This window comes from Rhodococcus sp. ARP2 (genome assembly GCF_001029585.1).
GTDB lineage: Bacteria > Actinomycetota > Actinomycetes > Mycobacteriales > Mycobacteriaceae > Rhodococcus_F > Rhodococcus_F erythropolis.
The window spans coordinates 1-13,821 of record NZ_LEKE01000025.1 but is presented as its reverse complement, the minus strand read 5'-3'; the positions used below and the strand labels follow the sequence as shown (position 1 = coordinate 13,821).

Genomic DNA, 13,821 nt, shown 5'->3' with positions numbered 1-13,821 from the left:
TCGACGCGGATCGCACCGACCCCGGCGACGTCGGCGACGGCCTTGGTGACGCGTTCGGTGATCTCGGTGCGCATCGGGCAACCGGCGGTCGTGAGATAGATGCCGATGTCGACGCTGTTGTCACTGGAGAGGGAGATCCCCTTGACCATCCCCAGCTCGGTGATGGGTTTGCGGATCTCTGGGTCCAGAACTCGCGCGAGCGCGGAGCGAACGTCGGACTCGGTCAGTACAGACATGACTCCATGGTAAGTCCAGGTAGGTCAGTGGATGCGCGGCAGGTCCGATGCGGCGGGCACGATGCCGGTGGAGTACCCGAGCGACCAGGCCAGAACGTTGGCAACGTAGGCGGCCGAGTTGTTGTAGCGGTGGATCGCGGAGGCAACCTGGGTGACGTCCTGCATGTTGAGTCCGCCGTCGCACAGGTACTTGCCGGTGGTCAGTGCGGAGTCGAAAAGGTTCTGGGGGTCGGCGATTCCGTCACCGTTGCCGTCGCCGGCGTACTGGTTCCAGGTGGACGGGATGAACTGCATCGGGCCGACTGCGCGATCGTAGACGGTGTCGCCGTCGAGGGCGCCGCCGTCGGTGTCCATGATGACGGCCTGGCCGGGAAGGCTGCCGTTGAGTGGCAGGCCGATCACGGGCTTGTAGAGGTTGCCGTTCGCGTCGGCGTCCTTGCCGTCGTTGGCGTGGCCGGATTCGACGCGGCCGATACCGGCCAGGAGTGTCCAGTGCATGTTGCAGTTGGGCTTCTCGACGGCGAGGATCCGCTCGGCGTTCTGGTATGCGGCGACGCTCACGCTCGGGATTCCGAGTGCGCCCTCGGCCATGGAGGCTGGGAGCGGGGGAGTCGCCTGCACGGGAGCCAACGGCGCGGGTTCCGGCGCGGGGGCGGGAGCGGGCTCGGCGATTGCTTCGACGGCGGGCAGAATCTGCGCTTGCGGTTCCTGCGTGGCTTGCGCGGCAGTGTCCACCGTTTCGGCGGAGCTGGTGTTGAAGAACGGAACCTTGGGAGCGGCGCCGGCCGTGTTGGCTGCGGTGACGAGTCCGATAGGGATGAGTCCGGTGAGCGCGATGACCGAATTTCGACGGATGTGCGAATCTGTCTTCTTGCTGTGCCGACCCACTGTGTATGCCTCCTGAACCTCCGCGAGGAGGTTTTCCGTTCAACTGACGGAGTCGAGGCTACCTGATTTGTTGCGCTTCCGTTATTCAACCGTGATCTGGAAGGGCAGTTTGGGGCATATGCACTGTTCTTTCGTGATTTTTTGGTTACAGAGCGGGCATGCCGGGAAGGCCCGGGAAGAACGGCGCGAATGCCGGAGCCGGGGCAGGTTCCGGTGCGGGTGACGGTGCGGGTGACGGAGCGGGCTCAGGCGACGGGGCAGCCGGCGGCGAAGATTCCGCGGGCGCTGCGTCGGTGGTGGCGGGTGCCGTGGCGGCTACTGCCATTCCTGGGACCGTGCACGGCAGAAGGATGCCGTCCTGCAAGGCGTCGAGTGCTGCTGGATCCGGAAGGATCACGCACATGTCGTCGGGCCAGCGCCATCCCTCAGCCGTCAGAATCGGCCAGACGAGACCCCGTGAGGTGAGGACGGGGAGCGGGATGATCGGACCGGGAGCCGCGTTCCGGGCGGCGTTGGGTCCCGGAGTGGGGCTGGTCGGCGTTACTCCCGGCGGGATCAGTGCCTGGATCTCGGGTGAGAGCGCGGGCATGTCGGGCAGGCCTGGGAAGAGAGGGGGGGTGGTGGTCGGAGTCGTCGACGCAGATTCCTTGTCGCCTGCCGCCGGGTCGGTAGCTGCAGCAGCGGCGAGAACGGCCGAAGCGGCGGAGTCTGCCGAGGCGGCGGCGTTGATCGCCGAGCTGCCGGTGTTGATGCCGGTGGTGTACGGGAGCTGGCCGGAAGGAATGACACCGTTCTTGTATGCCGTCGACCACATGATCACGTTTGCCGCGTAGGCGGCCGAGTTGTTGTACCGCAGAACAGCTTTGGTCTCCTGGGCGACATCGCGCAGGTTGAGTCCGCCGCTGCAGAGATACTTCGCTGCCGAGAGCGCCGCATCGAAGACGTTGTTGGGGTCCTTGATTCCGTCCCCGTTGCCGTCGCTGGCATAACCGGCCCAGGTGGCCGGAATGAACTGCATCGGCCCGACAGCGCGGTCGTGGGTCGGGTCGCCGTCGATCGCGCCCTTGTCGGTGTCCCGAATGACTTCGTTGCCTGCCAACCGTCCGTCGAGGACGGGGCCGAGGATCGGGGTGACCGTCGTACCCACCGACGTCGTCTTGCCGCCGTTGGCGTGACCGGATTCGATGCGTCCGATGCCGGCCAGGAGATGCCAGGGGATGCCGCAGCCCGGCGCCTCGGTCATCATCACCAGTTCTGCAGAGCGGTACGCGTTCAGAACGATCTCGGGGATGCCCAGAGAGGTGAGGACGACGGCCGCAGCGTTGGGCGCTGCCGGAGCGCCGGCGACCGTATCGCTGGGTGGGGCCGATCGTTGCGTTCGGACGGTGCGGGGCGTCGGGAGGAAGTCGACAGAGTCCGGCTGCGCAACGGAGGCGGAGCCTGCGAGGGCGATGGGGACCTGCGACCCGCCGGATGGTGCGCTTCCGGCCGTGAGGGCTGCTGGACCTGTTACGACAAGCAGTCCCCCCACCAGTGTGGATGCTGCAATCATTCCGCGTACTCGCACGATTCCCCTTTGCTGGTGCTCCCGCCTCGGAGTACCCACCGTGATAATCCATCCTGCTGTGACTTACGTTACATATCGGTCACGGTGCGTGCAGCAAAACTCAGCGAACGCTCAGCTAGTTGTGACTTTGTTTCGCAGTATTCGAGTCACGGTGCTTCTTCTTCGGGGTCGGTTCGCCGTCGGCGGCAAGGATCGACTTGATCTCCTCGAGCTCCCGCCGCAGGTAGTCGCGGGTGGCGACCTCGCCGACGGCGATGCGCAGCGCTGCGAGTTCGCGAGCGAGGAATTCAGTGTCCGCTTTGGTTTGCTCGGCGCGTGAGCGGTCCTCCTCGAGCGAGACCCGGTCGCGATTCTCCTGACGATTCTGGGCCAGGAGGATCAGCGGCGCCGCGTAGGCGGCCTGGGTGGAGAAGGCGAGGTTGAGCAGGATGAACGGATACGGGTCCCACTGCAGCGCCACCGCGAACACGTTGATCAGGATCCAGACGATCACGATGATCGTCTGGATCGCGAGATAACGCCCGGTACCGAGGAAGCGGGCGATGCGTTCACTGACGCGCCCGACAGCTTCGACGTCGAAATCGAGATTGAACCGGCGGCTTCCGCGAGGCGTTTCCAGTCGTTGCCGTGCGGTCGTGCTCGACGCCCGTTCGCTCATCGGAGTAGTTCCTCGTCGTCGGAGTAATCCTCACGCCAGTCTTCCGGCAGGAGGTGATCGAGCACGTCGTCGACTGTCACGGCCCCGATCAGGTGGTTCTCGTCGTCCACGACCGGCCCGCACACCAAGTTGTAGGTCGCGAAGTATCGGGTGACCGACGCCAGCGAGTCGTCCGGCGCCAACCGGGGCATGTCGGTGTCGAGTATTCCGCCCACCAGGCTGGCGGGAGGCTCGCGGAGAAGCTTCTGCAAGTGGACGCAGCCGAGATACCGCCCGGTCGGAGTCGCCGTCGGCGGACGTACGACGAAGACCATGCTCGACAGCGCCGGGGTCACGTCGTAGTTGCGGGCGCGGGCAAGGGCCTCGGCGACGGTCGTAGAGGCCGTCAGTACCACCGGTTCGGGCGTCATCAGACCACCGGCAGTGTCCGGGGAGTGCTCGAGCAGGCGTCGAACAGGTTCGGAATCCTGCGGGTCCATCAACTGCAACAGTGATTCGGCTTCGGTCTCGGGCAGCTCGCCCAACAGGTCGGCGGCGTCGTCGGGATCCATCGCTTCGAGTAGATCGGCGGCACGTTCGACTTCCAGGTGCATCAGCAGATCGGTCTGGTCGTCCGCCGGCAGTTCCTGCACGACGTCGGCGAGGCGTTCGTCGTCGAGTGCCACGGCCAGTTCGTGGCGGCGCTTCTCCGGCAGTTCGCGCATGGCGTTGGCCACATCGGCGGGTCGCATCCCTTCGTACTGCAGAAGGAGGTGAGCTACGCCCTGGCCGGGGAGCGAGAGATCGCTCTGGGTGAGGCCGGCGACGTGCTGCCAGTCGACGATGTGAATCGCCGCGCGTCGACCGAGGCGTCCGCGATGGCCGCGAACGGCGACCTTCGAGACGACCCAGTCTCGCGTTCGCGTCGATTCGATCCCGAGGTCGACGACTATCGTGTCGACGCCGTGAAGCTCCTCGAGTTCCGGGTCGTCCACGCGCACATGCGAATCGAGTACCTGCGCCAGCGCGAGTACTTCACCCGGCCGCTGGTTGAAGCGCCGCAAACTGACGTTGCCCGTGGTCAGGGTGACCGCACTCGGCTCGATGGCTGTCACGCGGAGCATCGGAACGAAAATGCGTTTGCGCGTGAACATTTCGATCACCAGACCGAGAACCCGCGGTTGCTGGCGTCCGATACGGACCGTGATGACGACGTCGCGCACACGACCGATCGATTCGCCGTCCGGGCCGAGTACAACCAGGCCGGCAAGCCTGGCTGCAAATACCTTGCCTGCTGCTGCCATGATTGCAAGGCTAATTCGTCCAGCGTCAAAATCTGCAACGGCGCCACCGAAAATCGAGAAGGGCAGTCCGCAATGACTTCACGCAACCGTTCCCGTCGATCGGTATTGGCAGTTCCCGGCAGCAGTCGGAAGATGATCGACAAGGCGAAGGGATTGCCCGCCGACGAGATCTTCCTCGACCTCGAAGACGCGGTGGCGCCGTTGGCGAAGCAGGCGGCACGAGAGTCGATCGGCGACGCGTTGGCCGAGGACGGGTGGGGCAAACAGGTCAAGGTCGTCCGGGTCAACGACTGGACGACCGAATGGACGTATGCCGACGTCGTGGAGGTGGTCGGCCGCGCCGGAGCGCATCTGGACGCCATTCTGCTGCCCAAGGTTCCCGACGCGAGTCACGTCCAGGCACTCGATTTGTTGTTGACGCAGGTCGAGAAGGCCAACGGTCTCGAGGTCGGCAAGATCGGAATCGAGCCGCAGATCGAGAACGCGATCGGCTTGACCAACATCGACGCGATCGCCACCGCGAGTCCCCGCGTCGAGGCACTCGTGTTCGGCCCGGCCGACTTCATGGCGAGCTTGAACATGCGAACTCTGGTCGTCGGTGAGCAACCGGACGGTTACGACCGCGGTGACGCGTATCACCACATCTTGATGACCATCTTGATGGCCGCACGTGCACACGGCGTCCAGGCGATCGACGGTCCGTACCTCCAGATTCGCGACGTCGAGGCTTTCACTCGGTCGGCGGCGCGGACGGCAGCGCTCGGCTTCGACGGCAAGTGGGTTCTGCATCCCACGCAGATCGAGGCTGCCAACGAGGTGTTCAGTCCGCGCCAATCCGATTACGACCGTGCAGAACTCATCTTGGACGCGTACGCGTTCCACACCTCGGCCGCCGGAGGAGGGCGGGGCGCCGTCATGCTCGGCGACGAGATGATCGACGAGGCGAGTCGCAAGATGGCACTGGTGATTTCGGCCAAGGGCCGCGCCGCGGGGATGACGCGCACGTCGGAATTCACGCCGCCCGAACACGCCTGACGCTCGCATAGCCGAACGAATCAGGTCTGTAAAGGGCACAATAGGGGTAGATGTACTTGCGTCATCCGCGTGGATGACGTGCCCGAAAAGAGGAGCGCTGCCAGCCATGTCCAATCCGCTCGGTCAATCGTCGAATGGGTCGCGCCGTGTAGCGTTGCCGACACCGCCTTCGGGATGGCCCATCGGGTCGTATCCCACCTACGCCGAGGCACAGCGCGCAGTCGATTACCTCTCCGATCAAGAATTCCCGGTTCAGGACGTCACAATCGTCGGCGTGAACCTGATGCAGGTCGAGCGCGTTCTCGGCCGGTTGACGTGGGCCAAGGTGATCGGTGGTGGCATCGTCTCCGGTGCCTGGCTCGGTGTCTTCTTCGGCCTGGTGCTCGGAATCGTCACCGGCGGGTTCCTCGCTCCGCTGATCGCGGGCATCGTGGGCGGCATCATCTTCGGTGTCATCTCCACGACCATCCCGTACGCCGCGACGCGTGGGCAGCGGGACTTCGCCTCGACGATGCAGTTGGTCGCCGGACGTTACGACGTACTGTGTGAGCCCAAGACGGCGGAGTCTGCGCGCGACCTGCTCGCCAAGCTCGCCATCTGACATTCTCGCTCGGGCTGCCAACTTGTGTGATCTCGGTTACTTTATGTACACGCGGGCGAGGCAGTACTCCTTCCCGTGACCGTTTGCCGGACAAGGAAATAGGTCCCTTCTCCGGCAAAAGTGCCGATGTGTGGTGCGTCGGCCAGCCGAATCGACTGCGCCGTCTCGCCGCCCGAGGAGGACGGCTGTGCAGAACAAGAGATTGCAGGCGGGGCAGAAGAAGAAATTGAGGGTGGGGCTGCTCGGCGCGGCGACATTGTTGTTGGCGCCCTTGCTCAGTGCGTGTGGATCAGACAATGACGACGGCGTGGTGCTGTCCTTCTACACCGCCGCCGACGGCGCCGAGCAGTATGCGGAGGCCGCCGCCAATTGCTCGGCGGCGTCGAACGGCGCGTACCGGGTCGAGCAGAAAACTCTGCCCAAGGGTGCCGACGACCAGCGACTTCAGTTGGCCCGGCGTCTGACCGGTAATGACAAGTCGCTCGATCTGATGACGCTCGACGTGGTGTGGACTGCCGAATTCGCCGAAGCCGGATGGGCATTGCCGCTTCCTGACGACGTGGCGTCCGAGGTCAGCAACGGGACTCTCGAGGGTCCGCTGGAGTCGGCGAAGTGGCAGGACCAGCTCTATGCGGCGCCATTGAACACCAACACCCAATTGCTCTGGTATCGAAAGGATTTGATGCCGGACGGGCAACCACCCCAAACCTGGGATCAGATGATCGACATCTCCGAAGGCCTGGCCGCGGAGGGGCGCCCCAGCTGGATCGGTGTGCAGGGCAAGCAGTACGAAGGATTGATGGTCTGGTTCAACACCCTTCTCGCCAGTGCCGGCGGATCGGTGGTGGGGCCGGACGGAACAACCGTGACGGTGGCCGACGGTGATGCTGCCCAGCAGGCGCTGACCGTCATGAAGCGCGTCGCTACCGCGAAGGGTGCGGATCCCTCGATCTCGCAGGGGGATGAAGCGTCGTCGCGATTGGGTATGGAGAGCGGCAAATCTGCCTTCCAGGTCAACTGGCCGTTCGTGCTGCCCGGCATCATGGAGAACGCCGAGAAGGGCGATCTGCCGTACATCGACGACAAGGGCAACGTCACCAGTGAGAACACCGGAAACACGGTGCTCACGGTGAACGGAGAACGGAATTTCCTTGCCGCTCCGTATCCCTCGGTGATCGAGGGTAAGCCGGCCGAGGTCACGATCGGCGGCTTCAACGTAGCGGTGGCCAAGACCAGCCAGCATCCGGACCTCGCGTTCGAGGCGCTCACCTGTCTGCGTAACGAGGAGAATCAGCGCAACAACGCGGTAGCCGGTGGCGTTCCGCCGACTCTCGAGAGCCTGTACGACGACCCGGCGTTCCAGGAGGCGTACCCGGCGTGGCGTGAGGTTCGCGACAGCCTGGACACCGCTTCGGTTCGTCCGGTTTCTCCTGCCTATCAGAGTATTTCGACGCTCATCACTGCCACGCTGAACCCTGTAGGAAACATCGATCCGGAATCGACCGTGAACGATCTTGCCGAGCAGGTACGCAAGGCAGTCAATTCCGAGGGGCTGATTCCGTGACGATCGACAGCGAAAATTCGGGAGCTGCACCAACAGTCGCGACGCCCTCGCCGGAGTCGAAGCACTCCGCGAAGTCGAAGATGTCGGACGGAAAGGCGGCCGAGCGTCGCCTCGGTCTCTGGTTGGTGGCCCCGGCCGCGATTCTCATGATCGCGGTGACCGCATATCCGGTGGTCTACGCCGTTTGGCTGAGTTTGCAGCGCTACGACCTGCGCTTCCCGGATCAACGAAAGTTCGTGTGGTTCGACAACTACGTGTCGGTGCTGACCGACGGTTACTGGTGGCAAGCGTTCGCGGTGACGACGTCGATCACTGTCGTCTCGGTCGTCATCGAGTTCGTTCTCGGACTGACCATCGCACTGGTGATGCACCGAACGATCGTGGGCAAGGGGCTCGTCCGCACCGTTGTGCTCATCCCGTACGGCATCGTCACCGTCGCGGCGGCATACAGCTGGTACTACGCGTGGACGCCGGGGACCGGCTACCTCGCCAATCTCCTGCCCGACGGCAGTGCGCCGCTCACCGACCAGATCCCGTCGCTCGCGATCATCGTCCTTGCCGAGGTCTGGAAGACGACGCCGTTCATGGCGCTGCTCCTGCTGGCCGGCTTGGCGCTCGTGCCCGACGACCTTCTCAAGGCGGCTCAGGTGGACGGCGCCGGCGCGTGGACCCGGTTGGTACGCATCATCCTTCCGCTGATGAAGCCCGCCATCCTCGTCGCTCTGCTGTTCCGCACACTCGACGCGTTCCGCATCTTCGACAACATCTACGTGCTCACGAAGGGAGCGAACGACACCGGGTCGGTGTCGATTCTGGGTTACGACAATCTGTTCAAAGCGTTCAACCTGGGCATCGGATCCGCGATCAGCGTGCTGATCTTCGTGTGTGTGGCCGTGATCGCGTTCATCTTCATCAAACTTTTCGGTGCTTCGGCTCCCGGATCCGATACGGAAGGACGCTGACATGACCGTGACTCCCAGACTCAAGATCAGCTGGTCCGTCGTCAACCTTCTGGTCTTGCTGTACGCGCTGGTTCCCGTCCTGTGGATCGCCAGCCTGTCCTTCAAACCGGCCGGAACGATCAAGGACGGCAAGTTCATTCCGGAGAAGTGGACCCTGGACAACTACCGAGGAATCTTCGACACCAGCGCCTTCACCAGTGCTCTGATCAACTCCATCGGTATCGGACTCATCTCGACGGTCATCGCCGTGGTGATCGGGACCATGGCAGCGTACGCCATTGCGCGCCTGGATTTTCCGGGCAAGAAGCTGCTGGTGGGTGTTGCACTGCTGATCGCGATGTTCCCGCAGATTTCATTGGTGAGCCCGCTGTTCGACATCGAACGACGGCTCGGACTCTTCGACACCTGGGCTGGACTCATCCTGCCGTACATCACCTTTGCGTTGCCGTTGGCGATCTATACGCTCTCGGCGTTCTTCAAAGAGATTCCGTGGGAACTCGAGAAGGCGGCTCAGATGGACGGCGCGACGCCGGGTCAGGCGTTCCGGAAGGTGGTGGCTCCACTGGCCGCGCCCGGTATCGTCACTGCGGGCATCTTGGTTTTCATCTTCTGCTGGAACGATCTGTTGTTCGCGATCTCGTTGACGTCGACCGAACGCTCCATCACCGCCCCTGCGGCCATCGCGAACTTCACCGGCGCTTCACAATTCGAGGAGCCCACCGGGTCGATCGCCGCGGCCGCCATGGTCATCACCATTCCGATCATCATCTTTGTTCTGTTCTTCCAACGTCGTATCGTGGCCGGGCTTACTTCCGGCGCAGTGAAGGGATAAGCCTGTGGCCGAGATCGTGCTGGACAAGGTGACCAAGCTGTACCCGGACGGAGCCAAGGCGGTCAGTGATGTCGACATCACCATCGCCGACGGAGAATTCATCATTCTCGTGGGCCCCTCCGGTTGTGGAAAATCCACGACTCTCAACATGATTGCCGGGCTGGAAGACATTTCGACCGGCGAGCTGAGGATTGCGGGTGAACGCGTCAACGAACGCGCCCCCAAGGACCGCGACATCGCGATGGTGTTCCAGTCGTATGCTCTGTATCCGCACATGACGGTGCGCCAGAACATCGCGTTCCCACTGACCTTGGCGAAGATGTCCAAGGACGAGATCAACGCCAAGGTCGACGACGCAGCGCGGGTGCTCGACCTCACCCAGCATCTCGATCGCAAACCGGCGAACCTGTCGGGCGGTCAGCGTCAGCGTGTCGCGATGGGACGCGCAATCGTGCGCAGCCCGAAGGCGTTTCTCATGGACGAGCCGCTTTCCAACCTGGACGCCAAACTGCGCGTGCAGATGAGGACGGAGATCGCCCGTCTGCAGCAGCGACTCGGTACGACAACGATTTACGTGACCCACGACCAGACCGAGGCGATGACGCTCGGCGATCGGGTAGTCGTGCTGCGCGGCGGAATCGTGCAACAGATCGGTGCGCCGCAGGAACTCTACGATCGTCCGAACAATCTGTTCGTGGCGGGGTTCATCGGGTCCCCGTCCATGAACTTCTTCCCCGGACAGTTGACGGCGGACGGCGTCAGCACGCCGATCGGCGATGTTCGCCTGCCCGCGGCGGCGCAGTCGAAGATCTCGGGCAGCGGCTCGGGCAAGGACGTCGTGGTCGGTATCAGGCCGGAACATTTCGAGGACGTGGCGCTGGTCGATGCATCGCAGAAGCCACACGGTGGGACGTTCACCGTCGACGTCGACGTGCTGGAATCGATGGGTTCCGACAAGTACGCGTATTTCCTCGCTGGTGGCCCCGCCGTCAATTCTCGTGAACTCGAGGAACTCGCCGCCGATTCGGGAACGGCCGTCGCTGGTGGCGGTCAACTGGTTGCCAGGCTCTCGTCCGAGTCCACGGTGGCCCAGGGCAGGTCTATCGATCTGTGGTTCGATCCCGCCAAGATCGCAGTGTTCGACGGCGGTACGGGAGCCAATCTGCTGCTGTGACCGTTACCCGGGCAAGGTGACCGAATACGTCGCGCCCCAGGGGAGCGGTACCTGTTCGGGGCCGGGCGCTGCGTCGGCCGGCTCGGGTAGGGGGATCAGGCGGCCGAATTGTTCGTGATGGGTGGAGGCCGGGGCGGCTTGCGCTGTCCCGGCCACCACGGCGATCGGCGCCGCTGCCAGGGCGCCGGCGACGGCAAATCGAGTGGCGATGCGGCGCTTGCCTGCTCGGGTCGAGATCATGAGCACTCCTGCGTGGTTTCGAGGTTCGGTGAATGCTGTGCCATTCACGGTATTGCGGGTTGATTGTGAAATCTCGTGTGCGAAGCTCATTCACAGGGAACTGGGATGGGCGGCACAGGAGGACAGATGAACGAATCCTCGGTACGAACCGAGCACCTGCCCGGCGGCCCGGACCTCGAACGGATCATGCGCGAACACGCCTACCGCGGTGCGTACCTCCAACTGACGGTGCGCGGCGCTCTGGTGCTGTTCATCGCCCTGACACTGATCTTCGTCCCGCCGATGAACGACGCGGGATGGTGTTTCGCGATTCTGGGCGCCTATGCCCTCTGGTCGGCAGCCGTGGCGCTGTGGATCCGCAAAGGCGGCACCGGCCCGGTGACGATGATCTGGCTCGGCTTGTTCGTCGACCTCGCCGTGCTCGCAACTCTGACATTGCTGACCGGTCTCGCAGCCGAGCAGAGTTGGACCGCCGACATCTTGAGCAACGGGCTCTTCGTCATTCCGGTACTTGCGTGTACGCAACTGCGGACGGACGTGTGTGTCGGCGTCGTTGCCTGCACGATCGGTGTGTTTTTTGCTTCCAGTTGGGCAACGATGACTTCGAATTCCGAGCCGTGGCCGTCGATCCTGCTGAGTACCATGGCCTTGGCCGGGGTGGGTGCGGGCGCAATCGGATTGACTCGGATTCAAAGATCACGAGTGTTGACCATCGGGCACCTCGTCGGGCATCGCACGAGCCTTCTGGCCGAACTCATGGGGCTCGAGCAGCGTGAGCGCACAGAACTGTCCGAGCAATTGCACGACGGGGCGCTCCAGTACGTTCTCGCGGCGCGGATGGATCTCGACGAATTGGCAGGCAGTGCGGAACCCGTCGCATTGGCGCGAGCTGGGAAAGCGCTCGGTGAAGCGACAACGCTGCTGAGATCGTCCGTCTCGGAACTGCATCCCACAGTTCTCGTCCACGTTGGCCTTGCCCGCGCGATCGGGGACCTCGCGCGCTCGGCGCAGGGACGCGGCGGAGTGGTGGTCGACGTCGACACTTCGGGCTGGAACGACGATTTACGCACGTCTGCCGACGAGGTCTTGTTCGGCGCCACTCGAGAGCTTCTGGGCAACGTCGTCAAACATGCCGGCGCGCAGAACGTCCGGATCGAGCTTGCACGACTGGACCACCGTGCGGTGCTCGTGGTCTCGGACGACGGTCGGGGGATCAGCGCCGATCGGATTGCCCAACGACGGGCCGCCGGGCACATCGGACTGCTCTCGCACGAACTGCGTGTGGTTGCCGCTGGTGGCTCGTTCTCGGTCGGACCGGGTGAAGAGTCCGGAACCCTCGCGCGAGTCGAGATACCGTTCGAGATCGTCACCGCCCCTGACCACGATCGTTGAGGAGTTGTCGATGGCTGCACTGATCACCGATCGCGAGCTCAACCTGGCGACTCTGGCGCGGCAGTTCCTGCTGCGGCGGGCCGAGGTCAGCGCGTTGGATGCGATCGAGCACCTGGCAGGTCTGCAGGCCCAGGCGCCGAATCCGCCCTACCTGGCACTGTGGGCGCGGCTGAAGAACTTTGCGGCAGAAGACCTCTCCACCCTTGTCGAGAAGCGCCAGGTGGTGCGGCTGGTTGCCATGCGGGGCACGGTCTTTGCCCTCTCGGCCGCCGATGCGGGTCCCTTCCGGGCCACGGTTCAGACGATCATGGAACGCGATCTCCACACCAACAGCACTCAGCGTGCGGCGCTCACCGGGTTGGATCTCGACGCGCTGGCGCAGGCGGGGCGTGACCTGGTAGCGGACGGGCCGCTTACTCAGATGCAGATGAGACCGATACTGGCAGAGCGCTTTCCCGGCCACGCGGCCGAAGGACTGGCGCACGGAGTTCGAGGGCTTCTGCCGATGGTGCAGGTCCCACCGCGAGGTCTGTGGGGACGATCCGGAGCACCGGCACTGACGACGTTGGAGAATTGGCTTGGCGCAGAGGTGAGTTCAACTGCAGATCCCGACGCGATGGTGCTGCGCTATCTGGCTGCCTTCGGGCCCGCGAGCGTGAAGGATGCGCAAGCGTGGTCGGGGCTCACGAGACTCGCCGAAGTCTTCGAGAGGCTACGTCCGGGCTTGATCACCTTTGTCAACGCGAAAGGGGCCGAGGTGTTCGACCTGCCGGACGCGCCACGACCGACCTCCGGAACACCGCCGGTCAGAATCCTTGCTCCGTTCGACAACATCCTGCTCTCGCACGCCGACCGCTCGCGAATCATGGACGAGCAGTATCGAACTCGCGTCTTCACCGTCAACGGCATAATCAAGCCCGCCATCCTGGTGCGCGGAAAGGTGGTGGGATTCGCGACGGTGACGCCGGCCAAGGAGACCGTCGAGTTGAGCGCGACTCTGTTTGCGCAGCAACCGAAGACCGCGCTCGCGTCCATCGAGAAAGAAGCGCGTTCGTTGCTGAAGTTCATGCACCCGAAGATCCCGACCCGAGAGGTGCGGTTCGCTGTCGCTACGTAGCAGGCTTGTGCTTTCGCGGTGCTCGATCGCGTAGTTCGGCCACGATCTCGTCATTCCACATGTGCCGCCGCACCAGTCGGTACCGCTCCCGGGCGATCCACAAGTACGCTTCGGCGTCGGTGTGCTCGGGCAACATGTCGGCGCCCCTCAGCATTCGCACGACGGGGAGAAACTCCTCGCCGAACCAGCGCCGGGCGACCGTGTCTCGGCCGAGGAACTCACCCTTTTCCTGCATGAGCCGAAAACCCCACGCCTCCACGCACTCACTGAGT

General features: G+C 63.8%; 14 protein-coding genes and 1 pseudogene. 8 read left to right on the top strand and 7 right to left on the bottom strand.

Annotation, left to right across the window (positions count from 1 at the left end):
* From ABX74_RS06000 to ABX74_RS05980, 5 genes are all read right to left on the bottom strand, one after another.
* Nucleotides 1-236 (bottom strand): metal-sulfur cluster assembly factor (locus ABX74_RS06000; protein ID WP_047888425.1); only part of this gene is annotated, 236 nt, incomplete at its 3' end.
* Between the two features lie 24 nt (nucleotides 237-260).
* Nucleotides 261-1,124: a lytic transglycosylase domain-containing protein gene (locus ABX74_RS05995; RefSeq protein WP_003945171.1), complete on the bottom strand. Its 864-nt coding sequence runs from the start codon at nucleotides 1,122-1,124 to the stop codon at nucleotides 261-263.
* 145 nt (nucleotides 1,125-1,269) lie between these two features.
* Entirely contained in the window at nucleotides 1,270-2,676 is a 1,407-nt protein-coding gene (locus tag ABX74_RS05990) for a lytic transglycosylase domain-containing protein (RefSeq protein WP_050768611.1), read from the bottom strand.
* Between the two features lie 130 nt (nucleotides 2,677-2,806).
* Nucleotides 2,807-3,349, bottom strand: coding sequence for a DUF1003 domain-containing protein (locus tag ABX74_RS05985; RefSeq protein ID WP_003945067.1), 543 nt, complete (start codon nucleotides 3,347-3,349; stop codon nucleotides 2,807-2,809).
* Nucleotides 3,346-4,632, bottom strand: a complete 1,287-nt coding sequence (locus tag ABX74_RS05980; protein WP_019749352.1) for a magnesium transporter MgtE N-terminal domain-containing protein — start codon at nucleotides 4,630-4,632, stop codon at nucleotides 3,346-3,348. The genes ABX74_RS05985 and ABX74_RS05980 overlap by 4 nt, the downstream gene beginning before the upstream one ends.
* 72 nt (nucleotides 4,633-4,704) lie before the next feature.
* Here ABX74_RS05980 and ABX74_RS05975 point away from each other — a divergent pair, with 72 nt between their 5' ends.
* The 6 genes from ABX74_RS05975 to ABX74_RS05950 all read left to right on the top strand — a co-directional run bounded on the left by ABX74_RS05975 (nucleotide 4,705) and on the right by ABX74_RS05950 (nucleotide 10,800).
* Nucleotides 4,705-5,667 carry an HpcH/HpaI aldolase/citrate lyase family protein gene (locus tag ABX74_RS05975; protein WP_020908461.1) on the top strand — a complete coding sequence of 321 codons (963 nt, stop codon included), beginning with the start codon at nucleotides 4,705-4,707 and terminating at the stop codon, nucleotides 5,665-5,667.
* A gap of 106 nt (nucleotides 5,668-5,773) precedes the next feature.
* Nucleotides 5,774-6,268, top strand: coding sequence for a general stress protein (locus ABX74_RS05970; protein WP_047888423.1), 495 nt, complete (start codon nucleotides 5,774-5,776; stop codon nucleotides 6,266-6,268).
* 226 nt (nucleotides 6,269-6,494) lie between these two features.
* Nucleotides 6,495-7,832 carry an ABC transporter substrate-binding protein gene (locus ABX74_RS05965; protein ID WP_024487780.1) on the top strand — a complete coding sequence of 446 codons (1,338 nt, stop codon included), beginning with the start codon at nucleotides 6,495-6,497 and terminating at the stop codon, nucleotides 7,830-7,832.
* Nucleotides 7,833-7,912: 80 nt separating this feature from the next.
* Nucleotides 7,913-8,794, top strand: coding sequence for a carbohydrate ABC transporter permease (locus tag ABX74_RS05960; RefSeq protein ID WP_044480569.1), 882 nt, complete (start codon nucleotides 7,913-7,915; stop codon nucleotides 8,792-8,794).
* Nucleotide 8,795: 1 nt separating this feature from the next.
* Nucleotides 8,796-9,626 carry a carbohydrate ABC transporter permease gene (locus ABX74_RS05955; protein WP_019749348.1) on the top strand — a complete coding sequence of 277 codons (831 nt, stop codon included), beginning with the start codon at nucleotides 8,796-8,798 and terminating at the stop codon, nucleotides 9,624-9,626.
* Nucleotides 9,627-9,630: 4 nt separating this feature from the next.
* Nucleotides 9,631-10,800: an ABC transporter ATP-binding protein gene (locus tag ABX74_RS05950; protein ID WP_020908458.1), complete on the top strand. Its 1,170-nt coding sequence runs from the start codon at nucleotides 9,631-9,633 to the stop codon at nucleotides 10,798-10,800.
* A 3-nt stretch (nucleotides 10,801-10,803) separates the two neighbouring features.
* Here ABX74_RS05950 and ABX74_RS05945 read toward each other — a convergent pair whose 3' ends face one another.
* Entirely contained in the window at nucleotides 10,804-11,040 is a 237-nt protein-coding gene (locus ABX74_RS05945; protein WP_223257844.1) for a hypothetical protein, read from the bottom strand.
* Nucleotides 11,041-11,166: 126 nt separating this feature from the next.
* Between ABX74_RS05945 and ABX74_RS05940 the strand changes: the two genes are divergently transcribed.
* Together ABX74_RS05940 and ABX74_RS05935 are read left to right on the top strand one after the other, a co-directional pair.
* Nucleotides 11,167-12,432 carry a sensor histidine kinase gene (locus tag ABX74_RS05940; protein WP_041816087.1) on the top strand — a complete coding sequence of 422 codons (1,266 nt, stop codon included), beginning with the start codon at nucleotides 11,167-11,169 and terminating at the stop codon, nucleotides 12,430-12,432.
* 10 nt (nucleotides 12,433-12,442) lie between these two features.
* On the top strand, nucleotides 12,443-13,549 hold the full coding sequence (locus ABX74_RS05935; protein WP_020908455.1) for a winged helix DNA-binding domain-containing protein: 1,107 nt from the start codon (nucleotides 12,443-12,445) through the stop codon (nucleotides 13,547-13,549).
* Here ABX74_RS05935 and ABX74_RS05930 read toward each other — a convergent pair.
* A pseudogene (locus ABX74_RS05930) lies at nucleotides 13,542-13,821 on the bottom strand (chromosome partitioning protein ParB); the annotation flags it as partial. The gene ABX74_RS05935 and the pseudogene ABX74_RS05930 overlap by 8 nt on opposite strands.